Consider the following 23,418-nt stretch of genomic DNA (forward strand, 5'->3'; position numbering starts at 1 on the left):
GGGGAGAAGGTGGCGGCAGCCGGATGAGGGGCAGGCGCGGCAAACAAGCAGCCGGCCGAAGGGCAAATCGAGAAAGACAGGACCATGCAAGCAGATTTCGTCATCATCGGCTCGGGCTCGGCGGGATCCGCCCTCGCCTATCGCCTCTCCGAGGACGGCAAGAACAGCGTCCTCGTCATCGAGGCGGGCGGCAGCGATTTCGGGCCGTTCATCCAGATGCCGGCAGCGCTTGCCTGGCCGATGAGCATGAAGCGCTACAATTGGGGTTATCTCTCCGAGCCGGAGCCGAACCTTAACAACCGACGCATCACCGCGCCGCGCGGCAAGGTGATCGGCGGCTCCTCCTCGATCAACGGCATGGTCTATGTGCGCGGCCATGCGGAAGACTTCAACCGCTGGGAGGAGCTCGGCGCCAGCGGCTGGGCCTATGCCGACGTTCTCCCCTATTTCAAGCGGATGGAGCATTCGCATGGCGGCGAGGAGGGCTGGCGCGGCACCGACGGGCCGCTGCATGTCCAGCGCGGCGGCTTCACCAATCCGCTGTTTCGCGCCTTCATCGAGGCCGGCAAGCAGGCGGGCTTCGAGACGACCGAGGATTATAACGGCAGCAAGCAGGAAGGCTTCGGGCTGATGGAGCAGACCATCTTTGCCGGCCGTCGCTGGTCTGCCGCCAATGCCTATCTGAAACCGGCGCTGAAGCGGAAAAATGTCGGGATCGTCTACGGTGTGGCGCGGAAAATCGTCATTGAGGACGGCCGGGCAACCGGTGTCGAGATCGAGCGCGGCGGCAAGGTGGAGGTGGTGAAGGCCAATCGCGAGGTGATCGTTTCGGCCTCCTCCTTCAATTCGCCGAAGCTCTTGATGCTGTCGGGCATCGGCCCCGGCCAGCATCTCACGGACATGGGCATTGCGGTGAAGGCCGACCGGCCAGGTGTCGGCGCCAACCTGCAGGACCATATGGAATTCTACTTCCAGCAGGTCAGCACCAAGCCGGTGTCGCTTTACTCCTGGCTGCCGTGGTTCTGGCAGGGGGTGGCCGGCGCCCAATGGCTGCTGTCGAAGGGCGGGCTCGGCGCTTCCAACCAGTTCGAGGCCTGCGCCTTCCTGCGTTCCGCACCCGGGCTGAAGCAGCCCGACATCCAGTATCATTTCCTGCCGGTGGCCATCAGCTATGACGGCAAGGCAGCCGCCAAAAGCCATGGTTTCCAGGTGCATGTCGGCTACAACCTGTCGAAATCGCGCGGCAGCGTGACGCTGCGTTCGCCCGATCCGAAGGCCGAGCCGGTGCTGCGCTTCAACTATATGAGCCATCCGGAAGACTGGGAGAAATTCCGCCATTGCGTGCGGCTGACCCGCGAGATCTTCGGGCAGACGGCCTTCGACGCTTATCGCGGCCCGGAGATCCAGCCGGGCGAAGGCGTGCAGAGCGACGAGGAGATCGACGCCTTCCTGCGCGAACATCTGGAAAGCGCCTATCACCCCTGCGGCACCTGCAAGATGGGCGCCAAGGACGATCCGATGGCGGTGGTCGATCCGCAAACCCGGGTGATCGGCGTCGAGGCCTTGCGCGTCGCCGACAGCTCGATCTTCCCGCACGTCACCTACGGCAACCTGAACGGTCCCTCGATCATGACCGGCGAGAAGGCCGCCGACCACATCCTCGGCAAGCAGCCGCTGGCGCGCTCGAACCAGGAGCCCTGGGTCAATCCAAGGGCGGCGGTCAGCGATCGGTGACGGCGGAGGCCTGATCAAGCGTCCGTTGTCAAGCCAGGCGGCACCTTGTAGCCTGGGACGGCAGCTGGGAGGTTGGAAACATGGCGCTCAAGCGGATGGACAATGTCGGAATCGTCGTCGAAGACCTCGCGGCGGCGATTGATTTCTTTCGCGAACTCGGCCTCGAACTCGAAGGACAGGGCACGATCGACGGCGAATGGGCCGGACGAGTGACCGGACTTGTCGATCAGCATGTCGAGATCGCCATGATGCGCACACCGGATGGACACAGCCGGCTCGAGCTCTCCCGCTTCCTCAGGCCGGATGTCATCGCAGATCACCGCAGCGCCCCGGTCAACGCGCTGGGCTACCTCCGCGCCATGTTCACCGTCGACGATATCGACGACACCCTCGAAAGGCTCCGCAGGCGCGGCGCGCAGCTCGTCGGCGAGGTCGTCCAGTATAAGGACGCGTATCGGCTCTGCTATATCCGTGGTCCTGAGGGGCTTCTCATCGGACTCGCCCAGGAACTCGGCTGAGCGCAATGGGGTCTGTCAGAGTGAGAGAAATACTGATGCAGGCATGAGAAATCGCTCGCTCAGCGCGCGCGCCTGCCTGAGATTGATTTGCCGTTTCCCACTGAGGATCTCAGAGACGACGGACTGAGCGCCGACTTCCGGCACCTCGGACTGGCTGAGGCCCCGCTCCTCCATAATATAACGAAGTGCATCGGCTCCGGTCACCGGAGGCATCGGCCGGTTCTGCTCGTCATAGGCCTCAACAAGGTCCGCCATACGAGAAGCAAGCAAGGCCAAAGGATGATCATCATCGTCGCCCACTTCAGCGAGAATCTCATCAAGCTGCTCCACCAGACGATCATACTCAGCCTCGTTGATCGGCATGGCAAGAAGAGGAGCCACATGCGTCCAGTGCTCGCTTACAAGTTTTACAAGTGCGCTCATCGGCCTAACCCCTTCCATGCTCCTTCAGCCTATTGATATAAACTCATTTCGCAATCGACGAAATCTTTCACAGAAATCCGATCCACCGTCCGGCCAACAGGGCGGCGATCCAGGTTGCGGCCGACAGGGCTGCGGAGAAGCGCAGGCCGGGCCGGATCAGGCCGGTTGTCATGAGCGTCTTCCACGCTGGCCCGAAATGGACCGCAAGGAGGTTGAGGAGGCCGAGCCCGATCAGGACGAGCTTGGTGAGAAAGGCGGGATTGGCGGCATATTCGACAGCCCGCACGCTGAAGAGACAGAAGCCGGTGACGACGGCCGCGGCAAGGCCGATGCCCGCCGCGCCCGACAGAAACGGCGCGATGATCTCCGCCGGCACCTTGCGGAAGAAGCCGGCGAGCCTCAGATCGAGCGGCAGGATGGCGCCGACGAGAAGGCCGATCGAAAGGATATGGCCGGCATTGACGAACATGTAAAGCATTGCGGAGCGCCGGAGCGCAACCGCGGGCGCCGTGGCCGACAGCCATTCGAGGACGGCGATCACGACAGGTCAGTTCGTCCGGATGCGGTCGGGATAAATATCGTAGCGCTTGTCGCCGATGGTGATGCGCACGGCCTTCATCCGCTTCTCGCTGCGATCCTGCGAACGGTTTCCGAGAGCGATCACCTGATCGCCGGGCTTGGCGACGCCCTCGACGAAGCCGGAGCGTTCCGTCTGGCGCGGATTGCCGAGCTCGACACGCCAGACGCCGTCATCGGCTGTGGCAACGTCGAGCGTCGGATGCGGCCCGCCCATGGAAATCTTCTCGATGGTGCCGCGAAGCTCGATCTGATCCGCCTCGGCCCATGACCAGCCGTGATGGGCGGCAGCGCTCGTCGCCAGGGCAGCCGACAGACCAACGGCCGCCAGCAGATGCTTTGTCGAAATTGCAAACATGGATCTTCTCCCTACCCGAATGGACAGGCAGGTGGAGCATCGCAGCGGCGAGAAAAGGCATTTCACCAAATCTTGAAGAAGGGTCCCGCAGACTCTCGAGCGATGCTCAGGCGAGCAGGCGGGTGACTTCGGCGCCATGCCGCGGCCCGACGGCATCGGCGATGGTCGTCGAGAACAGCACCTTGCGGGTGGCGTCGGCGACCTTGGCGAAGACGTGGCGGATTTCGCAGGTCTGTTCGCCGTCGCAATCGTCGCATTTGCGGTAGGCGGTGATCGACAGGCACGGCAACGGAGCGATCGGGCCGTCGATGATGCGCAGGATCTCGCCGAAGGTGATGGTGTGGGCGGGTTTCAGCAGCAGATAACCGCCCTGCTTGCCGCGGCGGCTGACGACGATGCCGTGATGTTTCAGGTCGAGCAGGATTTGTTCGAGGAACTTCTTCGGGATCTTCTGCTGCGCGGCAATGTCGGAAATCATCACCGGTTCGTCGGCATCGGCATCCGCCAGAACCGTCAGCGCCCGCAGCGCATATTTCGCCTTTTGCGTAATCATCTCGGACCGTCGACACACACATGCGGCGCGAATTCCGCGCCGCTTCACAGGTACATCAGCCTCTATGGCACAGCCAGCATGAACGGAATTTGAACGCGCCGGAGAAAGCCTTGAGGAACAAGCGTTTTGGCCTTGTTTTTCGCCCTTAGCCAAGCTTATTCAATCTACGCCGAAACTGTGGCTTCCGCACCTTTTTCGCCATCACTTCAGATTTCGAATTGACAGGCTGCGTGTAACTCTACTATTTTTGTAGACATACTAGCTGTTCGCGGGGATTTTTATCCTCGGGCGGCTGTTTTTTTGCATTGCGGCAGCTTCGGAGAGATATTTGCTCCTCCGGCCGCAGCTTTCGAAATCCCTTTTTCTGTCCGATCCAGGATTGAACTGCGATACTCCGGTCAACAAAGGACAGGATTCTCATGACTGTTATCGATACGATTGCGGAAGAAGGGCCGATTGCGGAAGCCAAGGCGCTGAACGACAAGCTGGCGGGCCTCGACCTTGCCGGACGTCTGTCGCTGGTGGCATGCCTTGGCGGGCGCGTCGTGTTCACCACCTCGCTCGGCATCGAGGACCAGGTGATCAGCGCCGAGATCGGCACGCACCGCCTGCCGATCGACATCGCGACGCTCGAGACCGGCCGGCTGTTTGCCGAGACGCTGTCGCTGATCGAGGAGACGGAAGCCCAGTACGACATCCATATCCAGCGCTTCACCCCCGAAAAGGCCGATATCGACGCCTATGCAGCGAAATACGGCCTGAACGGCTTCTACGAAAGCGTTGAAGCCCGGCATGCCTGTTGCGGCGTGCGCAAGCTGAAGCCGCTTGCGCGCGCTCTCGAGGGTGCAACGATCTGGATCACCGGCCTCCGCCGCGGCCAATCGGCCAACCGCGCCGAGACGCCCTTTGCCGAATATGACGCCGAACGGCACCTGTTGAAGGTCAACCCGCTTGCCGATTGGGACCTGGAGGCAATCAAGTCCTTCGTTTCCGACAATGGCGTGCCGGTCAATCCGCTGCATGCCCGCGGCTATCCGTCGATCGGCTGCGAGCCGTGCACCCGGGCGATCAAGCCCGGCGAGCCGGAGCGCGCCGGCCGCTGGTGGTGGGAGCAGGACGAGAAGCGCGAATGCGGCCTGCATGTCGCCGAAGAGGCCTCGGTGATCGCCGCACAATAATCAACCCTCACGGCTTTCCCAATCAGGGCGCGGCGACCGCCGCAGCCTTTGGGGAAGCCAACATCAAGGAATTGTTTGCGGGCAGCCGCAAAGATCGACAGCCTGGAGTAAGACATGCCCGATAGCCGTCCGGATACGGAACTCAGCAATCCCCAGAGCGCCAAAGCGCCGCTCGACCCGCATCTGAAGGCGCTGGAAAACGAATCCATCCATATCTTCCGCGAGGTTGCGGCCGAATTCGAGCGTCCCGTCATGCTCTATTCGATCGGCAAGGATTCCTCGGTGCTGCTGCACCTGGCGCGCAAGGCCTTCTATCCCGGCCGCGTGCCCTTCCCGCTCCTGCATGTGAACACCGGCTGGAAGTTCCGCGAGATGATCGCCTTCCGCGACGAGACTGCCAGGAAGTACGATCTCGACCTGATCGAGCACATCAATCCGCGCGGTGCGGCCGAAAACATCACGCCCTTCACCCATGGTTCGGCCGCCTTTACCGACATCATGAAGACCGAGAGCCTGCGCCAGGCGCTCGATGCCGGCCAGTTCGACGCTGCCTTCGGTGGCGCGCGGCGCGACGAAGAGGCAAGCCGCGCCAAGGAGCGCATCTATTCCTTCCGCACGCCCGATCACCGCTGGGATCCTCGCAATCAGCGTCCGGAACTCTGGAACGTCTATAACGGCATGATCCGCAAGGGCGAGAGCGTGCGCGCCTTCCCGCTGTCGAACTGGACCGAGGTCGATATCTGGCGCTACATCCAGGCCGAGGACATTCCGCTGGTGCCGCTCTATTACGCCAAGAAGCGCAAGTTCGTGGAGCGCGACGGCATGATGATCCTGGCCGAGGATCCGCGCCTCGAACTCTTGCCCGGCGAAGTGCGCCAGGAAGGCATGATCCGCTTCCGCACGCTCGGCGACTTCCCGCTGACCGGCGCCATCCGCTCGCAGGCGACCACGCTGGAAGAGGTGATCGCCGAACTCGAAATAGCAACGGTGTCCGAACGCCAGGGCCGCGCCATCGACCGCGACCAGTCCGGCTCCATGGAAAAGAAGAAGCGTGAAGGATATTTCTGAGATGACCGCAGCCAACACCGCCGTCTCGGCCGCAACCGCCGTCAGCCTCCCCGCGGCCGAGCCGCAGAAGGCCCAGCGCGACTCGCGCCCGCTGCGCCTCATCACCTGCGGCAGCGTCGATGACGGCAAGTCGACGCTGATCGGCCGCCTGCTCTGGGACACCAAGGCGGTCAAGGAAGACCAGGCCGCCACGCTGCAGCGCGATTCCACCGGCAAGCAGAACGATCTCGGCCTGCCCGACTTCGCACTGCTGCTCGACGGTCTGCAGGCCGAGCGCGAACAGGGCATCACCATCGATGTCGCCTATCGCTATTTCTCGACCGACAAGCGCTCCTTCATCGTCGCCGACACGCCCGGCCACGAACAATATACCCGCAACATGGCGACCGGCGCCTCGACCGCCGACCTCGCCATCCTGCTGGTCGACGCACGCTTCGGCATTCTGGAACAGACGCGCCGTCACGCGACCATCGCTTCGCTGCTCGGCATCAAGCAGTTCGTGCTTGCGGTCAACAAGATCGACCTGACAGGCTACGACCGCGCCGGCTTCGACAAGATCAGCCATGAATTCCGGGAATTTGCCCTGTCGCTCGGCGTCAAGCAGATCACCGCCATTCCGATGTCGGCGCTGAAGGGCGAAAACGTCGTCTATTCCGGCCAGGCCGCCATGCCCTGGTACACAGGCCCGACGCTGGTGGAGACGCTGGAGCTGGCGACCGTGCGTTCGTCGCAGACGGTCGGCTTCCGCCTGTCGGTCCAGCGCGTCTCGCGCCCCGGCGAAAGCTTCCGCGGCTATCAGGGCACGGTTGCCGGCGGTTCGGTCAAGCCGGGCGACAGCGTCATGATCCTGCCGTCCGGCATGGTCGCCAATGTCTCCAAGATCGTCACCTTCGATCTCGTACGCAATGCCGCCGTCGCCGGCGACGCGATCACGCTGGTGCTCGACCGCCAGGTCGACGTGGCGCGCGGCGACATGATCGTCTCGATCGATGCCCAGCCGCAGGTCGGCCTCGCCTTCGACGCGCAGATCGTTGCACTGCAGCCCGAGGGCATCGAGCCCGGTAAACGCTACTGGCTGAAGAGCGGTTCGCGCCGCCAGCGCGTCCAGGTGCAGCCGTTAAGCCAACTGGAATTGAAGACCGGCACCTGGAACGCCGCCCAGCGGCTCTACATGAACGCGATCGGCAAAGTGCGGCTTTCCTTCGACGAAGCGGCGATCTTCGATCCCTATGAACAGAACCGCCAGTCCGGCTCCTTCATCCTGATCGATCCGGAGACCAACAACACGGTCGCCGGCGGCATGGTGACCGGCAAACGCACCGAACTCGGCGGCCTGCACACCGGCGACGCCCGCGTCATCCTCTCGCTGCCGGCCGATCTCGCCGAACAGATCATGGCCAGCGAACTCTTCGCCAGCCGCAGCCACGAGGCCGAGGTGCGACGCATGACGGCCGCCGAAGCCGCCGACCTGTGGTCGAGCGCTGCGAGCGATATCTGATAGGAGATTAGGGCTCCCTCCGCCCTCATCCTGAGGTGCCCCGAAGGGGGCCTCGAAGGACGAGGGCGGCCACCGGCGTCTCTTCGAGGACGATGGGGAGTGCTCATCACCCGCCCCCGTCCTTCGAGGCCACTTCGGGGCACCTCAGGTTGAGGGCTGATCGATGTGCCGTGTGGCTGCTCCCTCAACTTAAATTTTCTCTGCCGGCCTCTAGGGGCGCCCAAAAATATCTTTTGCAGAAAACGGACGTCTTCCGTTCACGATTCGCTGTCTGGCGCTTGCCCGCGGGCCGATGTGGGACCATTTTAGATCAGATCCTGGCGATGCGGTAAGACGAGAGGTCATGCCTTGCAACGCTCATTTCGACCTCGACTTGACGTGGCGCCTTTTCTCGACTGATCCCCGAGCGAGGAGGTTGTCCATGTCCACGCCCTATGTCGACCATCCGCTGCAACCGGGCGACCCGGTCCCGAACGTTGTGTTTGACGCGATCTCGCGCGAGGGGAAGATCGCACTTGATGATTTTCGTGGCCGCAGCCCCTTGTTGATCGGTTTGTTTCGAGGCCTGCATTGTCCGTTCTGCCGGCGCCATGTCGCGGCCATGGCCTACCTCAACCCGATGCTGCGTGAGAAAGGCGTTCAGTCCCTGGCTGTGGTAAACACCCCGGTCGAACGCGCGCGGCTCTATTTCCGCTACCATCCGATACCCGATCTTCTTGCGGCTTCCGACCCGATAAAGGCTTCGCACCGAGCCTTCGGCTTACCCGAGGTCGGGATCGACGCGGTCATGGCGATACGGATCGATCTTCCGGGCGAGTTGCCCGAGCCGATGAACCCGATGGCAATGGATGAATTTATCAACGAGAAGGAAGGCTATCCAATTACCGAGGCCGACCGGCAGATGATGACTGCCGACAAGGGACAGCTTGTCGGTCAGTTCCTCATCGACCGGGAGGGCATCGTACGCTGGAGCTTCACGGAAGTTCTGGAGCCTGGGGTGCAGACGTTCAAGGCACCGAATTCCCAGGAATTGATATCGGTAGCTTCCCAAGTCGCACTGTGACAACGAAATACTCCCACCGTCCGGTTGGGCCTTTTGCGGTAGAACACTCGGCATCACCCGTCTATAAAGGTGATGCTGCGTTGGCTTTTTTAGCGGTAACCGATGCCCCATTCTCCCGAATCCACAGGTGAAAGCGTTAGCGGTTCGAGTTCGGGTCGCAATCAGAACCTGGATCCGGCAGCGCCAGCGGCCACCTTGGATTCACCAGCAACCGCCCAAAGCGACGACCCGCAGCCGCCGCATGGATCCTTCGAGCAAACCAGGCAGGCTGCCAGAACTCTGTTGCGTGCGATACGCCAAGATCTGCAGGCAAATTCTGCCTTGGCGAAGGTCAAGGCGGCCGTATTGTCTTGGGGGGCGAAGCTGAGGAGGTCGGCGCGGCCTGGAACAGCGTCGGCGCCCCATAAATGGATGACGACAGCCTTGGTCAAAGCCGGGCGCGGCATTCGCGACCGGCGCTCAAAGCCGCGTGAAAGTCGACGGAGCGCATGGCTCATCGCGGGCTGGCGGAAATATGCGGTGGGGTTCGCGCTTCTTGTCTGCCTCCTCGTCGGAAGCGTGCTGGTGTGGGCACTGAAAGACGTGCCGTGGAGTGAAATCCGCGATGGAACGTTAAAGCCGGTCGTCGTTTTGGAAACCGCTGACGGTGCGCCGTTGGTAAGACAGGGGCCTTATCAGGGTCCATATGCGCGATATGACCAGTTCCCGCCGCATCTGATCGATGCCGTCCTTTCAATCGAGGATCGCCGGTTCATGGATCATTTCGGCATCGACCCCCGAGGCATCGCGAGGGCGCTTCTGCGGAACCTGGAAGCAGGCTCGGTGGTGGAGGGCGGCAGCACGATCACCCAGCAACTCATCAAGCTGCAATATCTCGACAGCGACCGAACCATAAAACGAAAGATCCAGGAAGTCGTCATCGCTTTCTGGCTGGAGTGGAAGCTCGGCAAGGAGGAAATCCTGACGCGCTATCTCAACAGCGTCTATCTCGGCGCCGGCGCCACCGGCATGCCTGCCGCCGCCCGCATCTATTTCAACAAGGACATCGGTGCCCTCAAGCTGCCGGAGTCGGCGATGCTGGCGGGATTGCTGCGGGCGCCGAGCCAATGGAATCCCATCGATAATTTCGAAGGCGCCCGGCAGCGCACCATGGTCGTTCTCGACGCGATGGCGGCCAATGGCAAGATCACCGCGCCACAGGCGTCGGAGGCCAAGACGAGCTTTGCCAAGCTGCACCCGACGACGCCGACGCCGCGCTCCGGAAGCTGGTTTGCCGACTGGATTTCGCCGCAAGCGAGCGAAATCGCCGGCGCCTCGCCAGGCTCGACCACGGTACGCACCACGCTGGTGCCGCAGTTGCAGCAGATCGCCGAACGGGTGGTGAAAAGAGCCCTGGACGGTGAGGGAAAGACGGTCGGAGCATCGCAGGCGGCGTTGGTTGCGATGACGCCGGACGGCGCGGTCGTTGCGATGGTTGGCGGGCGCGACTACAAGGCGAGCCAGTTCAACCGCGCCGTCACCGCGATGCGCCAGCCGGGTTCCACCTTCAAACTGTTCGTCTATTACGCAGCGTTGAAGGCTGGGCTCACTCTGTCTGACTCGGTTCTGGACGCGCCAATCGACATCAACGGCTGGTCGCCGGAAAATTCCGGTGGCGACTATCGCGGTTGGGTAACGCTTGCCGAGGCCTTCGCGCGATCGCTGAATGCCGCGTCGGTGACGCTTGCCGAAGAGGTCGGTCTCGACAATGTGATTGCCGCAGCCCGCGAACTCGGCATCGACGCGCCACTGGCCGATACGCCGTCTTTGGCACTCGGCACATCCGAAGTAAATCTGCTCAACCTCACCAGCGCCTATGCCTCCGTCCAACTCGGCAGGGCACCCGTCAAGCCCTGGGGCATCATCGACTTCCAGGCGGCAGGGCAGCCCAACACATTTCGCGTTGGCCAACAATCAAAGCCGAATGTCGATCTTTCCCCCTACCAGTCCGATCTCCTCGGCCTCCTGCAGTTGGTGGTCGAGCACGGCACTGGACGCGGCGCCGATCCCGGCACCTTTGCGGCCGGTAAGACCGGCACAAGCCAGGACAATCGTGATGCCTGGTTCGTCGGCTTCACGGACGCGCTCGTCGTCGGTGTCTGGGTTGGCAATGATGATGACGCGCCGATGAAGGGGGTGACGGGCGGCAGCCTGCCAGCGCATATTTGGCGGGACTTCATCCGCGGGGCGACGACCGAACCGACGCTGAACGGCGTGCGATCGGCCGAAGCGGCAGTCGATGGTCAAGGCGCACCGCAGTCCTGCAACATCAGCGCCTGCTCGCGCAGTTACCGCTCCTTCCGGCCATCCGATTGTACCTATCAGCCCTATTCCGGCGGCCGACGGCTCTGCGAAAAGTAAAGTGGCTCCAGAGCGCCGGCCATGCTCGCCCGGCGTGCGGTGTTTCCGATCAGCTGCAGCAGGCGCCCGCGAACCAGACGCACTACTCCCCCAGAACGTCTTTCAGCGCATCGATGACGACGCGAATGGAGGGGACGTCTTTGATATCCGAATGAACAACCAGCCAGACCTCTCTCGTCAAAGGATGTTCCGTCTCGATGCGCTGGAGACCGCTGGACTCCAGGACGACGAAATCGGGTAGCATGACGACCCCTGCGCCAAAACCTGCGGTTGCGGCCTGAAACTCCAGAACGGACGACCTGACCGCGATCGGCCGGCCGGCAGCCAGCTCGATCAGCCGCAACTGTTGCGGCGAGGCATTCATGGTTTCGTCGTAGCCGATGAAGGTCCAGTCCTGCGGTGGAACGGTTTCAAGATAGGTCTTTGTTGCGTAAAGGTGAAACCTTGTCTCGCCGAGCTTGACGATTGAATAATCGCCGTCCTCGGGACGCGACATCCGCACGGCGATGTCGGCCTCTCGTCTGTTCAGCGAGGCGAGGCGCTTTTCTCCGACAAGCGTGATCTCAACGCCGGGATGGTCGCGCCTGACGGCCGCGATCGGCTTTGCCAGCAGCACGCTCGAGAGTGCGGGGGGCGCGCTGATCCTGACGTGACCGCGCAATTCCGTCGTGCTGCTGCGACCGAGCTGCTCGATGGCCGCTGTCTGGACCGCGACGAGAGCTGCATGCCTGGCAACCTGCTCGCCGTCCTGGGTCAAATTTATGCGCCGTCCGCGCCGGTCGACGAGCTTGCGATCGAGACTGGCTTCAAGCGATGAAATCCGCCGGCTTATCGTGGCGTGTTCGACGCCGAGCTGCTTTGCGGCGCCAAGCAGCGTTCCCGACTGGGCGAGCGCCAGGAAATGCCGAAGATCGTCCCAGTCGATATTTGTGAATTCTCTCCCAATCATTGTGAAACAATAGGGAATTTTCACACATCACGCCATCGCTTAATTTTCCGGCATAAAGGAGAGCACGAGCGATGACCGAGCAAATCGTATGGCTGAGCGCCCCCGGCGATGTCACCCAGTTCCATGTCGAGCAGCATGATTGCAAGCCTCCCGGTGACGGCGAGATCAAAATTCGTCATGAGGCGATCGGAACCAACTTTCTCGACGTCTATCACCGAAAGGGCCTTTATCCGATGCCGTCCTACCCCTCAGTGATCGGCGCCGAGGCGGCGGGCATCGTCGAGGACGTCGGCGCCGGCGTCTCGATGTTCAGAAGGGGTGACCGCGTCGCCTATGCCGGGCCTCCGGTTGGCGCCTATCGCTCCGCGCGGAATATTGCCGCTGAAAGGGCGATCAAGCTTCCGGATGCCGTTTCAGCAAAAACGGCAGCAAGTTCGCTTCTCAAGGGCATGACGGCCTACATGCTGTTCAAAAAGACTTATGATGTGCGTGGGGGAATGCAGGTTCTGATTCATGCTGCCGCGGGCGGGCTCGGCAGCATCCTCGTTCGCTGGGCCAAATCGCTGGATGCCACGGTGATCGGGACGGTCGGTTCTGCCGAGAAGGCCGTGCTCGCCGCATCATGTGGAGCCGATCACCTTATCGTTGGACGAGACGCCGATGTCGTCGCGGAAGTAAAGCGGCTGACGAACGGGCTCGGCGTAGACGTCGCCTATGACGGCATAGGCGGCGACACGCTCCTCAAAACCATACGCTCTGTCCGGCCATTCGGCATGGCTGTCACCATCGGTCAGGCCGCCGGTGCCATTCCGCCTGTGCCTGTCGAGGAACTTCGCCCGGGCAAGGCCCTCTGCCATCCGAGCATCATGGCCTGGTGTGCTGACATCGCACAGTATCGCGAGGCCGCGCTCGCTGCAGTCGGCGCGATGGAAACAGGAATCGTTTCGCAGATCGCTGCCGAATACCGTTTGGCCGATGTTGCCAAGGCGCACGAAGAGATGGAATCCGGGCGCTCGGCGGGCAGTATCCTGCTGATACCCTGAGTGCTGATAGGAGAGGCCTCGGTCATTTATCCAAAAATCGGCATTATATTATGCATTATAGATATCTACAGCTGTAGTCCGTGTTGAGCTAAAGGTGCCTGCCATTGAGGTGGGCTATCGGCATTGGCCGACCGCCCTCCCGGCATGAGACGCCCGGCTATCCAGCCGGCAGCCAATGAAGGGAAGGATGAAAGCCATGTCTACAGACAATAAGCCGCTGATCGCGGTTACCGGTGCAACGAGCAAACAGGGGCGCAGCGTCGTTGCGACACTTCTTGGAAGCCAGCGCTTCCGCGTCCGCGCTTTCACGCGCAGAAAGGATTCGCCGGAAGCTTTACGTCTGAAAAGACTCGGCGCTGAGATCGTCACCGTGCCTCTCGAACTCGGCCGTCAGGAGGATCTCGTTGCCGCCTTCAAGGGCGCGGATGGCGCGTTTGTGATGACGCCGCCGATCGCCGCGCCGGAGGAAATCGAGGCGCCTCTCGGCCGGCAATTGGCGGATGCGGCGGTGGAGGCCGGCGTCGGGCATATTGTGTTCAGCACGCTCGAGAATGTCGACAAGATCACCGGTGGGACGAAATATGCCCCGCATTTTACCGACAAGGCCAGCGTTGCAGATTACATTCGCGACCTGCCGGTCTCGCATTCCTTCATCATGCTGGCATTCTTTTACACCAATCTAATTGAATATTATGCGCCTCGCATGGAAGGTGACACCCTGCAGTTGCCGATTTATCTTCCTGAAGATTTCGCCGCACCTTTTGTCGATCCGCTGACCGCGACCGGACCGGTTGTGCTCGAGATCTTCTCACACCCCGAGCGCTACAACGGCAAAACGCTGCCGGTCATCGGCGAGATCATTTCTCCGCGGGAGATGGTCGAAACCTTTCAACGCGTGACCGGCCGCAAGGCCGAGTATCGGAACGCTTTCGACAGGGAGGGCCTGCTCAACTATTTTCCGGAGTTTGCCGCCAACGAATTTTTCGTTCGAGAGCTTCTCGGGATGGTCGAATATGCCGTCGAGTATGGCTATTTCGGCAAGGAGCACGATCTCGAATGGAGCCGGCGCCTGGCTCCCGAGACGCTCAACTGGGAGCAGTTTCTGCGGACGTCGGGGTGGCGCGGCGACAAGCGGTCTTTCGGAGCTTGAAGCCCTTCTCGCGATAACGGCATGCTTCAAAGACTTACGATGGCCGGATGCCCGGCAGCTTGGCGATCTCGGCGGCAAGAAAGTCGACGAGGAGCCGAACCCGGGCAATGGCTGCACGCTCCGGCACAATCAGCAAGCTCACCGGAACCGGAAAAGGCTGATAGTCTCCAAGCACGACCTCGAGCCGGCCATCGTCGAGAAGATCGTGAACCAGCCAGAGATGAGTAGGACCAATGCCGCGCCCGGCGGCCAGGGCTGCGCGCGCCGCAAGCCCGTGGTCAACACGCAACCGCCCGCTGACCGGGATTGTCAGGCTGGCGCCGTCGGGAGCGGAAAGAAGGAGCTGATTGCTGCCTGCGACGTTGGACATCACGACGGTTTCGTAGCGTGACAGATCGGCCGGGCGCTCCGGCCGTCCCCGAGCGGACAGATAAGCCGGAGCGCCGACCAGCAGGCGCTGGCTCTCTCCGACCGCATGAAGTTTCATCGAGCTGTCGGAGAGAGGTCCAAGACGCAGCGCCACGTCAACGCCTTCGCGAACCAGATCGATCCGCTCGTCCGTCAGGTTGAGATCGATGCGGATATCAGGATGCCTGTCCTGGAAGGCAAAAATCATTCGCGTGACATGCATGACGCCAAGCGCTGCCGTACAGGAAAGGCGAACTGCGCCGGCGGGCGCCTGGCGGGCATCTCTGGCTTCTTCAGCAGCCTGCTCGACCAGGCGCAAGATCTGCAGGCAGTTGGTATAATAGCGACTGCCTTCCTCCGTCAGGGTGACGCGACGCGTGGTGCGGCTGAGAAGCGCCACGCCGACAGCCTCCTCCAGTTCATTGAGGTGCCGCGTCACGGTGGATTGGCCGACGCCCAGCTCCCTTGCGACCACCGACAGGTTGGCGCGCTCGGCGACGCGAACAAAGGTACGCATTCTGTCGAAAGACAAGCCTAGCTTATCCATTTTTGAGCACAGTGATTGTCATTCTGTCCATATACGGAATAGTCCCGATGATGCCCAGCCCAGGCTTCAGCAAGGCTCGCCTACACGCCTATTGTCGCGGTGTCTTAACAGATCACCGTGTCGAGCCGCGCGGGATGATCGAAAAACCGCAATTGACCCTGTCTTCGTCAGGCGGTTCGTCGCGGATGGCGCGCAGCAGCATGTCGGCGACGCGGTAACCGATGTCCTGGCGCGGGATGTACACCGTCGTCAGCGACGGCTCGATGAAGGCGGAGAATTCCAGATCGTTGAAGCCGCAGATGCCGACCTCCTCCGGCACGCGGATGCCGCGCGCCTTGCATTCGATAAGGACGCCGAGCGCCAGTTCGTCGCTCTGGGCAAAGACGGCATCGACATCGGGCACGCGTTCGATCAGCCGGGCAAACAGTTCCCTGCCGAGGCCGGTGCGGCTTGTCGCATCGCCGCCGATAATGAGAGCGGGGTCGAAACACCGGGCTTCCCGCATCACCGCCTCATAGCCTTCTATCCGCCGGCGCGAGCGGACATCGGCGCCGCGGCCGAAGAAGGCGATCCTCTTATAGCCTCTCGACAACAGGAAGCGGGTGGGTTCGGCACCTGCCGTATAATGATCGAGGCCGACGACCAGCTTCTGCGGCTCCTGGCTGAGATCGGTGACATGGGCGATGGGACAGGCGGCATTGTCGATCAGCGGCAGAAGATCGCGGTAGGATTCTGCGCCGGCAATGATGACGCCGGCCGGCTTCTGCGTCAGGAAGGATTTCAACAGGCCGGCTTCGCCCTCGGCATGGCGCAGCGTATTGGAATATTGCACGGTGAGATCGGTGTCGCGGAAACGATCCTCGATACCGACCATCAGGCTGGTAAAGCCGTATTGGTGCAAGGCGGGCGTGATGACGGCGACGATGCCGTTGTGGCGGCCGGCCAGCGCCCGGGCGGCGAGATTAGGAATATAGCCCATCTCCTCGACCGCGCGCAGGATCTCCTCGCGCAGATCCTCCGAGACGATTTCGGGATTGCGCAGCGCGCGCGAGATGGTGATCGGGCTGACACCCACCTTCTTCGCCACATCGCTGAGCTTCACAGGCGCGCTGCGCCTCGGCTTCTTCCCCCGCTCCACCGACTTGCTCATCGCCTCCCCGTCTGCCGCTGCGGACTCGGCGATTCTCCGCCATTACTTTCTGCAGAAGAAATAATTTAGAGTCTACTAACATCGTATGATGACGACATATTTCGCGCAGGCAGCGGGATCGTCTGCTGCCAATAAGCCTATTGTTTTCGATGGAAATCCGAGCGGAGGGGATATGCCTGAGAGAACCAGTCGGCATTTGCCGATGCGCGCAGCCGCCTTGAGCGGCGGTGGAAAATGAAGGTAAACCCAAGTGAAACCTTACAAATCGGCAATATAAACATGATCGATATTTAATTTGTAAATCGGTCCGGCGGGATCATATGAATCCCAAGCGCGAATTCTTCCATTCGCCAGGCCGCCGCCCCCGACGACTGCGCGTGTCCCAAAGAGAATTGGCGCCATACGCCATCCGACGCCAGGTCCCATGACATGGAACCACGACGCCATCAAAAGCCAATCTTCTTCCAAAGGGCGACCGCCCAAGGGATTACCGCCATGTCACACACCCTCCGCAAACACCGCACCGCAGCGCTCGTCGGAGCCGCCATCATCGCCGGCGCGGCTTGCCTGCCCTTTGCGATCAACAGCACGACCGCGCTGGCCGCCCCTTCGGATAGCGGCGGCATCCTGGCCGCAGGCGGCTCATTCGCCGCAATCGTCGAGGCCGACAAGCCGGCTGTCGTCACCATCACCACGACGATGAAGGCGAGCGACGTCAGCGCCGATCAGCAATCGCCAATGGACGAACAATTCCGCCAGTTCTTCGAGGATCAGGGCATCCCCCTGCCCCGGCAGGCGCCGCGCGATCGGCCCTCGCAGCATGCGATGGCGCTCGGCTCCGGCTTCATCATCAGCCCCGACGGCGTCATCGTCACCAACAATCATGTCATCGACAATGCTCTCGACATCAAGGTGACGCTCGACGACGGCACCGAACTGCCGGCCAAGCTGATCGGAACCGATCCCAAATCCGATGTCGCCGTGCTGAAGATTACGGCCGGCAAGCCGCTGCAGACCATCGCCTGGGGCGATTCCGACAGGCTAAAGCTCGGCGACCAGATCCTGGCGATCGGCAATCCCTTCGGCATCGGCACCACGGTGACGGCCGGCATCGTCTCGGCGCGCGGCCGCGACCTGCACAGCGGGCCCTATGACGATTTCATCCAGATCGACGCGCCGATCAACCACGGCAACTCAGGCGGCCCGCTCGTGGACCGCGAGGGCAAGGTGGTTGGCATTAACACCGCCATCTATTCGCCGAACGGCGGCAGCGTCGGCGTCGGCTTCGCCATTCCCTCCGACGAGGCCAAGGCGATCGTCGCCAAGCTTGAGAAGAACGGCTCGATCGACCATGGCTATCTCGGCGTGCAGATCCAGCCGGTCACCAAAGACGTCGCCGATGCCGTCGGTCTCGACAAAACAGGCGGGGCGCTGGTGGCCGCCGTGTCCGCCGATACGCCGGCCGCCCAGGCCGGCCTGAAACCCGGCGATATCGTCACCTCGGTCGGCGGCGAGGCCGTCAAGACGCCGAAGGACCTGTCGCGGCTCGTCGCCGATCTTTCGCCCGGCACGCGGGAATCCCTCGGCGTCTGGCGTGACGGCAAGACGATCGATCTCAACGTCACCGTCGGCACCCACGAGGACGGCCAGAAACAGGCGGCGGCCGAAAACCCGGAAACGCAGGGCCAGGCTTCGGGCCAGCCGAGCCTCGGCATCGGCCTTGCCGACCTGACGCCCGACGTGCGCCGGCAGCTCGACCTGCCGCGCTCCGTCAGCGGCGCCGTGGTCGCCAGCGTCAATCCCGACAAATCGGCGGCCGCTGCCGGCATTCAGTCGGGCGACATCATCGTCTCGGTCAACGACCGGCCGGTGCACAATGCCCGCGACGTCAAGGCTGCGATCGCCGAAGCCGGCAAGGCCGGCCGCAAATCGGTGCTGCTGCTCGTCGAACGCGACGGTAGTAAAACCTTTGTCGCCGTACCCTTCGCCGCGGCCTGAGAGGGGCGGCTCGTTGCGTCATCCGAACTGGAGATGGAAGCCCGTGGAGAGGGGCTCTTCCTTGCCTCCGTCCCGGCCCGGCACATGGCTGCAGCCTCCGGGCCATTCCCGCCGCTCCGCATGGTAAATTCCGACATTTTCGGCGAAAACCCGACGAGGCCGGCGGTTTTCCGTGCCGGAAAGCGACACCAAAACAAGCTGTTGCGCCATTGCCTGACAAGCCGGCGTGCGGCAACATGCTGCCGCCGGGCGAATTAACCCTACCGGCTTACCTTAATATCAGCATCCGCTTGAATGCCCCCCGCCCTATGCCATCGTATTTTCACGATTACTAATTGTCCGGAACAGCTCACCGGACCCATAGCCCGCCTTTCCCTGGAGAGACCGGCTTCATGCAGCAAGGGCGCAGCAACATCAAACGGAGGATATGCCATGAGCAATGTCGTGGAATTTCGTGCCAAATGCCCGCATGTCGAAACTGTGTCGGACTGCCGGCAGGCGCTTGAAGCGCATGTGATGAAGATCGTCGCCGAGGCGGTCGGCTGGGGCTTTGCGCCGGCGGAAGCGGCCATGGTGGTCGCCGACATTGCAGATGATTACATTCTGATGCTGTCGCGCCAACTGCGGCATTGAACGGCCGGCGCGGACGACCGCATGCCGCCCCAGCCAAGGGTGGTTTCAGTGGGCCGCGCAGCGCCTGCAGGGGTAGCAGGGGATACAGGAGACGAAAACCCTGCCACGCGGCCCTGCGACCAAAACACCGGCTCGCGCCGGAAGTTCCGAGTGGAGATACTGAAACGGCAGAGTATTTCCTAACTTATTTCTCGATACGGAAATATTCCGTGAGGCACAGTCGCGCAGCCCGAGTAAAAATTTACTACACTATTTGTAGCTGCCGGAGTTTCTGCTTCCGTCTTCGGAAATACAGACAGCAAGTCACCGCCATTTCGGCTGGCGCGGCGGCGCATTGGCCTGGATCTCGTGTAGCGGCGCGTGAGACCCGAGCAGCTTTTTCAGCTTCTTCTCCTCCGCCGGCCCAATGCCAAACTTGCGGCAATGCTCCGCGACATCATGCTCCCGCGGACCGGGAATGCGAACTTGGCGATTGTTCATGCTCTTCATGTCTGTTTCCTCCTGAAAAGGATAACAAACAGACGGCGGTTTGGTTCGTTAGAGAATGCTAAAATTTCGATATGCTGGTTGAGCTTCGGCTGTAGCAATATATCAAACCGGGCGGCTGGCGCTTTGCTGCGTTTACTTGGAAATGTTTCCGCCACATGCTGGATTGCGAGCACCAGGAATGATGATCTTGCTCAACTGATCTTCAACCAATGCCTGAGCGCCGCCACCGCGCCATCGCTGGCATAGGCGACAATCCCGCCGGTCGTCAGTCCGGCAAAAGCGATCAGCCCCGAAATGCCGTAGCCGATCGATTTCATCCGTTTCCACTCCTCAAGCGCCGGCCCGACGGTCTCCTGGTTCTTCTCAACGGTTTCCTTGAGCGTGCCGATCTCGGCGCGGTCTGCGCGTTCCGCTCCGCCTGTGATTGCCACTCTCGTGTCGAGCTAGGCGATCTGCCACCTGGCCTCAATCGCCAACACTGTTTTTCGCACTGGATTGGCCGGCAAACAGCGCCCAGATTCCGAGACTTAGTCCAGCTACTGCAGGAACGCCCATGAGAACTCCAATATAAACTGCGATTGGAAAGTCATGAATTCCGATAAATAATTCCTGCCCAGCGCACTTATCAGCCATGTATCCTATGAAATGTTCACACTTCCCGGCGTCGAGAAACAAAAAGAAAAGCCCGTCAACAACAAGCAGGACACTCAGGCAGATGCCCATGCCGCGAAACTCTTTCACGCCGGGACGCCTGAGAGACAGCTCCGGTTTCGTTTTTTGAACGGACCACAGGAACTTGCCAAGCAGGAAGCACGCACCCGTTCCGAGAAGTTGGGCTATCATCAGAGCAAGTGTCTGGTCGATGGCGGGCCTCACGACTTGGGCAGTGAGTGCTGCCATGAATGCCACCAGCCCCAGTACTGAAACTACTGAAGCCCACGTAACTCCATCGCGTGTTACAACTGCACGGTAAAGACCGTAAGACGCCCAAGCAGTCATGGCTATTGGAATGGGACCGATGGGCCAAGGGAACGAGAGATCAAGCATGCCCTGACTATGCCTGATCAAATGGGTTACTCAACCTCGAAGTCAGTTATACACAAACACAACCCGACCTTCGTCGTAGCAATTGGTAAGGCCGGGCAAAGCGCGTCTAGTTGATCTTCAGCCAATGCCGCAACGCCCCCACCGCTCCGTCGCTCGCATAGGCAATGACCCCGCCGGTCGTCAGGCCGGCGAAGGCAATCAGCCCAGAGATGCCATAGCCGATTGTTTTCATCCGTTTCCACTCTTCGAGCGCCGGGGCAACCGTTTCCTGGTTCTTCTCGACGGTTTCCTTGAGCGTCAGGATCTCGTCGCGGAGCTGCGCATCGGCTCCGCCGCTGATCGCCGCCCTGGTATTGAGATGGGCGATCTGCCTTGCCTGCTCGTCGAGGCGCTTGTGGATCACGGCTCGGCTCTCATGGGCATTGGCTTTTTCCTCGCTCATCTCCTGGCGCAGCAGCGCGACATTTTCCTCGATGCCGGTCAGCCGGCCCTCCACGCGCCCGAGGGCGCGCAGGATATCGTCATTCGATGTCATATCGGCACCCTGTTATGAATTGAATTTCAGCTTTTCGGATTGGGGAATGCCGCTCGCGATGCGGTCGATCATGATGGGTTGCGGGTGAACAAGGGATAGCGGCGAGAGCTCGCCGACAGATGGGGCTGGGCGAACGATGGAGCCCACCGGCAGGATGACGGCGCTGGATCCCATATAGGTGACCACATTGCCCGAAATGCCGGCGATGGTCTGGGTGCTGAGACGAACGACGCCCTCGGGACCGGCGTAAATATGCAGCTGCTGCTCAGGCCTGAAAATGCTCGCATCCGCGACGGTGATCTGGTTATACGTCGTGACGCCATCCGTTCCGGCCTGCACGGCGATTGTCGTACTCGGAAGCTCCAGCATGCCGGGCCAGGCGCCGCCTTTCTCGGTCGATGCCCAGGCTGCGTAGGTATCAATTGCGTCATCGCAGCAGGCCGAAGTCCCGGCGAGAATGTCGTCACGCAGACGCCATTTACCGGAAGCGTCGGTTCCGTCGGAAGGGTAAATGTTGTTTGCGCCGTAAGACTGCCAGGCGGCCCGCATGCCCAAATCATTGACAATGATTGATCCTGTCGCCGGAGAGGTGGCCGAGCCGGCGAACTGATAGGTAAACTGCGTCGGGCTCAATACCGTCACCACGACGTTGCCATTGTATTCCGCCTGAGCTGCACCAGAGATCGTGACTGTCTGCCCTGTCACAAGTCCGCCCGTCGCAGTGGAATGGGTTGCCGTGACCGTCGTTCCCACCGACGTCAGCGTTGCGGACTTGGTGACGGTCGTGCGGCCGAGCGGAGGGAACGCGACGATCTTGACGCCGGCATATTCGGCGCGGATGCGGTTGACCAGCGACCGATAGTTCGTGTTGAACCAGGTGCTGTAGGACGTCGAAGTATCGTTCTGCCCCATCTGGTTGGCGATGACGGTGAAGGGCAGCTTGTTGCCGTTGAACGCCTTGATCTCGCGGACGATATCCCTTCGCCGGGTTGCGATGGACGATCCGGATCCGGTGTATTCGCGGACCGATCCGGCGCCGGGCATGCCGATCAGGCAATGCGGAATTCGTCCGGCGCCACCGTCCTTGTCGAGCCAGCGGCGCAACCAGCCGAGATTGCCGCGGCTGTCGGCGGCAGAGGAATATTCCTGGCGCGCCTCGCCGATGCTGTCGACGAAACCGAGGGCGACCGGCCTTCCGTCCCAATCGCCCTTGGCGACCATGAAATCGGCCCCCCAATATTGCGGCTGCGCCTGCTGGCCATAGTTCACATCGAGTGCAGCCGTGCTGTCGGCGAGCGGCGTGTCCTTGAAGGCAAGCAGCGTGTCGAGATCGCCGGCGCCCCAGACGCGTTCGCCGCGATGCTTCTGGATGCGATAGACCGGCCACACCTTTTCGCCGACCGCGGTGTGATAAAACAGCCAGATTTCGATTTCGCTTTCCGGCGCGACGTCGGCAATGGTCAATTCGTCCGTCCAGGCGCCGTTCGTCTGGTCGGCGACCGTCACCGTGTTCGAGCCGGCGAAGCTGCATTGGTAGAAGATGCCGGCGACGCGGATGAACATGGCATCGGCGATGACCGAATTGCCGGGCGCGCCGATCGTGCCGGTGACGACAGTTTCCTGCGGCGAGTTTCCACCCTCCGTCGAGGCGAAGCCGGAGAGGTGAAAGCGGAAGGTCCGCGTCTTATATTGCGGCGTGCCGACGACGATCTTGCTGCAGACATAATTCGTGCCGGCAGCGGCGGTGACGATGCCGCCCGACGGCATGCGGTTGCGGGTGGCGAAGAACATGTAGCGGTCGGGATCTCCCGCATTGCCGCCCGTCCCGCTCAGCAGCGGATTGGCAAGGGCAAGCGAAATGGCGTTCATCATCGGCGTGTTCCGTATCGGCTGGTGAGGTCGTCGTAAAATTGCACTGTGCGCCCCTGACGGGCATTGGCGCGGTCGAGCGCCTGGCGCTCACGGGCGAGGATGGCGATCAGCGGCTCGCCTTCGCGCACGGGCGCATGCGCTTCCTGCCTTCTCAAATCATCGGGCAGCGGCGGCAGCACAATACCGGCCGCAGCCCTCCCCTTGGCAACCGCCGCCTGGTTCAGGCGC

23 protein-coding genes and 1 pseudogene are annotated in these 23,418 nt (G+C 61.7%); 11 read left to right on the forward strand and 13 right to left on the reverse strand.

The genetic code is table 11. From position 1 onward, the window contains the following. The first annotated feature begins 84 nt into the window (after positions 1-84). Positions 85-1,734 carry a choline dehydrogenase gene (betA, locus tag C4N04_RS24845; protein WP_038687584.1) on the forward strand — a complete coding sequence of 550 codons (1,650 nt, stop codon included), beginning with the start codon at positions 85-87 and terminating at the stop codon, positions 1,732-1,734. 80 nt (positions 1,735-1,814) lie between these two features. Next, complete coding sequence (locus C4N04_RS24850; RefSeq protein WP_096770853.1) at positions 1,815-2,252, forward strand: VOC family protein; 438 nt, start codon at positions 1,815-1,817, stop codon at positions 2,250-2,252. 15 nt (positions 2,253-2,267) lie between these two features. On the opposite strand, the gene C4N04_RS24855 is transcribed toward C4N04_RS24850, so the two are convergent. The 4 genes from C4N04_RS24855 to C4N04_RS24870 form a co-directional block, all read right to left on the reverse strand. Beyond that, positions 2,268-2,675, reverse strand: a complete 408-nt coding sequence (locus tag C4N04_RS24855) for a transcriptional regulator (RefSeq protein ID WP_039618543.1) — start codon at positions 2,673-2,675, stop codon at positions 2,268-2,270. A 67-nt stretch (positions 2,676-2,742) separates the two neighbouring features. Then, complete coding sequence (locus C4N04_RS24860; RefSeq protein ID WP_106797261.1) at positions 2,743-3,216, reverse strand: DUF6644 family protein; 474 nt, start codon at positions 3,214-3,216, stop codon at positions 2,743-2,745. Positions 3,217-3,222: 6 nt separating this feature from the next. Further along, positions 3,223-3,609: a DUF6152 family protein gene (locus C4N04_RS24865; protein ID WP_038687577.1), complete on the reverse strand. Its 387-nt coding sequence runs from the start codon at positions 3,607-3,609 to the stop codon at positions 3,223-3,225. A 106-nt stretch (positions 3,610-3,715) separates the two neighbouring features. After that, positions 3,716-4,162, reverse strand: coding sequence for an Rrf2 family transcriptional regulator (locus C4N04_RS24870; RefSeq protein ID WP_010034604.1), 447 nt, complete (start codon positions 4,160-4,162; stop codon positions 3,716-3,718). A gap of 419 nt (positions 4,163-4,581) precedes the next feature. Here C4N04_RS24870 and C4N04_RS24875 point away from each other — a divergent pair, with 419 nt between their 5' ends. The 5 genes from C4N04_RS24875 (at position 4,582) to C4N04_RS24895 (ending at position 11,369) form a co-directional block, all read left to right on the forward strand. Then, the gene (locus C4N04_RS24875) at positions 4,582-5,340 is read left to right on the forward strand and encodes a phosphoadenylyl-sulfate reductase (protein WP_106797262.1); all 759 of its coding nucleotides are present in this window, start codon (positions 4,582-4,584) and stop codon (positions 5,338-5,340) included. A 114-nt stretch (positions 5,341-5,454) separates the two neighbouring features. Continuing rightward, positions 5,455-6,408 carry a sulfate adenylyltransferase subunit CysD gene (gene cysD / locus C4N04_RS24880; protein ID WP_038687572.1) on the forward strand — a complete coding sequence of 318 codons (954 nt, stop codon included), beginning with the start codon at positions 5,455-5,457 and terminating at the stop codon, positions 6,406-6,408. 1 nt (position 6,409) lies between these two features. Beyond that, positions 6,410-7,906, forward strand: a complete 1,497-nt coding sequence (gene cysN, locus C4N04_RS24885) for a sulfate adenylyltransferase subunit CysN (protein WP_106797263.1) — start codon at positions 6,410-6,412, stop codon at positions 7,904-7,906. Positions 7,907-8,327: 421 nt separating this feature from the next. Next, positions 8,328-8,969 (forward strand): redoxin family protein, encoded by a 642-nt coding sequence (locus C4N04_RS24890; RefSeq protein ID WP_077994711.1) that lies wholly within the window; start codon positions 8,328-8,330, stop codon positions 8,967-8,969. A 102-nt stretch (positions 8,970-9,071) separates the two neighbouring features. Next, positions 9,072-11,369: a PBP1A family penicillin-binding protein gene (locus C4N04_RS24895; protein WP_106797264.1), complete on the forward strand. Its 2,298-nt coding sequence runs from the start codon at positions 9,072-9,074 to the stop codon at positions 11,367-11,369. A gap of 82 nt (positions 11,370-11,451) precedes the next feature. Here C4N04_RS24895 and C4N04_RS24900 read toward each other — a convergent pair whose 3' ends face one another. Continuing rightward, positions 11,452-12,318 carry a LysR family transcriptional regulator gene (locus tag C4N04_RS24900; RefSeq protein ID WP_184313585.1) on the reverse strand — a complete coding sequence of 289 codons (867 nt, stop codon included), beginning with the start codon at positions 12,316-12,318 and terminating at the stop codon, positions 11,452-11,454. A gap of 71 nt (positions 12,319-12,389) precedes the next feature. Between C4N04_RS24900 and C4N04_RS24905 the strand changes: the two genes are divergently transcribed. Further along, positions 12,390-13,361: a quinone oxidoreductase gene (locus C4N04_RS24905; protein ID WP_106797266.1), complete on the forward strand. Its 972-nt coding sequence runs from the start codon at positions 12,390-12,392 to the stop codon at positions 13,359-13,361. A 196-nt stretch (positions 13,362-13,557) separates the two neighbouring features. Beyond that, a complete protein-coding gene (locus C4N04_RS24910; protein WP_106797333.1) occupies positions 13,558-14,511 on the forward strand; it encodes an NmrA/HSCARG family protein in 954 nt (317 codons plus the stop codon). A gap of 34 nt (positions 14,512-14,545) precedes the next feature. Here C4N04_RS24910 and C4N04_RS24915 read toward each other — a convergent pair whose 3' ends face one another. Next, positions 14,546-15,466, reverse strand: coding sequence for a LysR family transcriptional regulator (locus C4N04_RS24915; protein ID WP_106797267.1), 921 nt, complete (start codon positions 15,464-15,466; stop codon positions 14,546-14,548). 112 nt (positions 15,467-15,578) lie between these two features. Continuing rightward, the gene (locus tag C4N04_RS24920; RefSeq protein WP_038687552.1) at positions 15,579-16,616 is read right to left on the reverse strand and encodes a LacI family DNA-binding transcriptional regulator; all 1,038 of its coding nucleotides are present in this window, start codon (positions 16,614-16,616) and stop codon (positions 15,579-15,581) included. Between the two features lie 495 nt (positions 16,617-17,111). Here C4N04_RS24920 and C4N04_RS24925 point away from each other — a divergent pair, with 495 nt between their 5' ends. Further along, positions 17,112-18,614, forward strand: coding sequence for a DegQ family serine endoprotease (locus C4N04_RS24925; protein WP_106797268.1), 1,503 nt, complete (start codon positions 17,112-17,114; stop codon positions 18,612-18,614). Positions 18,615-19,046: 432 nt separating this feature from the next. Next, complete coding sequence (locus C4N04_RS24935) at positions 19,047-19,247, forward strand: hypothetical protein (protein ID WP_106797270.1); 201 nt, start codon at positions 19,047-19,049, stop codon at positions 19,245-19,247. Positions 19,248-19,550: 303 nt separating this feature from the next. Here C4N04_RS24935 and C4N04_RS24940 read toward each other — a convergent pair whose 3' ends face one another. The 6 genes and pseudogenes from C4N04_RS24940 to C4N04_RS24965 all read right to left on the reverse strand — a co-directional run bounded on the left by C4N04_RS24940 (position 19,551) and on the right by C4N04_RS24965 (position 23,414). After that, a complete protein-coding gene (locus tag C4N04_RS24940) occupies positions 19,551-19,736 on the reverse strand; it encodes a hypothetical protein (protein WP_004669502.1) in 186 nt (61 codons plus the stop codon). 191 nt (positions 19,737-19,927) lie between these two features. Beyond that, positions 19,928-20,203, reverse strand: a pseudogene (locus C4N04_RS24945) (DUF1515 domain-containing protein); the annotation flags it as partial. After that, entirely contained in the window at positions 20,202-20,636 is a 435-nt protein-coding gene (locus tag C4N04_RS24950; protein WP_245425657.1) for a hypothetical protein, read from the reverse strand. The gene C4N04_RS24950 and the pseudogene C4N04_RS24945, both read right to left, overlap by 2 nt. Before the next feature lie 253 nt (positions 20,637-20,889). Beyond that, entirely contained in the window at positions 20,890-21,318 is a 429-nt protein-coding gene (locus tag C4N04_RS24955) for a hypothetical protein (protein ID WP_039618517.1), read from the reverse strand. 12 nt (positions 21,319-21,330) lie between these two features. After that, complete coding sequence (locus C4N04_RS24960) at positions 21,331-23,190, reverse strand: hypothetical protein (protein ID WP_106797273.1); 1,860 nt, start codon at positions 23,188-23,190, stop codon at positions 21,331-21,333. Further along, positions 23,187-23,414, reverse strand: coding sequence for a hypothetical protein (locus C4N04_RS24965; RefSeq protein ID WP_106797334.1), 228 nt, complete (start codon positions 23,412-23,414; stop codon positions 23,187-23,189). The genes C4N04_RS24960 and C4N04_RS24965 overlap by 4 nt, the downstream gene beginning before the upstream one ends. Between the last annotated feature and the right edge of the window lie 4 nt (positions 23,415-23,418).

This window comes from Rhizobium sp. H4, from assembly GCF_003013335.1.
Lineage (GTDB): Bacteria > Pseudomonadota > Alphaproteobacteria > Rhizobiales > Rhizobiaceae > Rhizobium > Rhizobium sophoriradicis.

Excerpts from the sequence above, each read along its gene's own strand:
- betA (WP_038687584.1), top strand. The coding sequence starts at position 85 with ATGCAAGCAGATTTCGTCATCATCGGCTCGGGCTCGGCGGGATCCGCC.
- C4N04_RS24850 (WP_096770853.1), top strand. The coding sequence starts at position 1,815 with ATGGCGCTCAAGCGGATGGACAATGTCGGAATCGTCGTCGAAGACCTC.
- C4N04_RS24855 (WP_039618543.1), bottom strand. The coding sequence starts at position 2,675 with ATGAGCGCACTTGTAAAACTTGTAAGCGAGCACTGGACGCATGTGGCT.
- C4N04_RS24865 (WP_038687577.1), bottom strand. The coding sequence starts at position 3,609 with ATGTTTGCAATTTCGACAAAGCATCTGCTGGCGGCCGTTGGTCTGTCG.
- C4N04_RS24870 (WP_010034604.1), bottom strand. The coding sequence starts at position 4,162 with ATGATTACGCAAAAGGCGAAATATGCGCTGCGGGCGCTGACGGTTCTG.
- C4N04_RS24875 (WP_106797262.1), top strand. The coding sequence starts at position 4,582 with ATGACTGTTATCGATACGATTGCGGAAGAAGGGCCGATTGCGGAAGCC.
- cysD (WP_038687572.1), top strand. The coding sequence starts at position 5,455 with ATGCCCGATAGCCGTCCGGATACGGAACTCAGCAATCCCCAGAGCGCC.
- cysN (WP_106797263.1), top strand. The coding sequence starts at position 6,410 with ATGACCGCAGCCAACACCGCCGTCTCGGCCGCAACCGCCGTCAGCCTC.
- C4N04_RS24890 (WP_077994711.1), top strand. The coding sequence starts at position 8,328 with ATGTCCACGCCCTATGTCGACCATCCGCTGCAACCGGGCGACCCGGTC.
- C4N04_RS24895 (WP_106797264.1), top strand. The coding sequence starts at position 9,072 with ATGCCCCATTCTCCCGAATCCACAGGTGAAAGCGTTAGCGGTTCGAGT.
- C4N04_RS24900 (WP_184313585.1), bottom strand. The coding sequence starts at position 12,318 with ATGATTGGGAGAGAATTCACAAATATCGACTGGGACGATCTTCGGCAT.
- C4N04_RS24905 (WP_106797266.1), top strand. The coding sequence starts at position 12,390 with ATGACCGAGCAAATCGTATGGCTGAGCGCCCCCGGCGATGTCACCCAG.
- C4N04_RS24910 (WP_106797333.1), top strand. The coding sequence starts at position 13,558 with ATGTCTACAGACAATAAGCCGCTGATCGCGGTTACCGGTGCAACGAGC.
- C4N04_RS24915 (WP_106797267.1), bottom strand. The coding sequence starts at position 15,466 with ATGGATAAGCTAGGCTTGTCTTTCGACAGAATGCGTACCTTTGTTCGC.
- C4N04_RS24920 (WP_038687552.1), bottom strand. The coding sequence starts at position 16,616 with ATGAGCAAGTCGGTGGAGCGGGGGAAGAAGCCGAGGCGCAGCGCGCCT.
- C4N04_RS24925 (WP_106797268.1), top strand. The coding sequence starts at position 17,112 with ATGTCACACACCCTCCGCAAACACCGCACCGCAGCGCTCGTCGGAGCC.
- C4N04_RS24935 (WP_106797270.1), top strand. The coding sequence starts at position 19,047 with ATGAGCAATGTCGTGGAATTTCGTGCCAAATGCCCGCATGTCGAAACT.
- C4N04_RS24940 (WP_004669502.1), bottom strand. The coding sequence starts at position 19,736 with ATGAAGAGCATGAACAATCGCCAAGTTCGCATTCCCGGTCCGCGGGAG.
- C4N04_RS24950 (WP_245425657.1), bottom strand. The coding sequence starts at position 20,636 with ATGGCAGCACTCACTGCCCAAGTCGTGAGGCCCGCCATCGACCAGACA.
- C4N04_RS24955 (WP_039618517.1), bottom strand. The coding sequence starts at position 21,318 with ATGACATCGAATGACGATATCCTGCGCGCCCTCGGGCGCGTGGAGGGC.
- C4N04_RS24960 (WP_106797273.1), bottom strand. The coding sequence starts at position 23,190 with ATGATGAACGCCATTTCGCTTGCCCTTGCCAATCCGCTGCTGAGCGGG.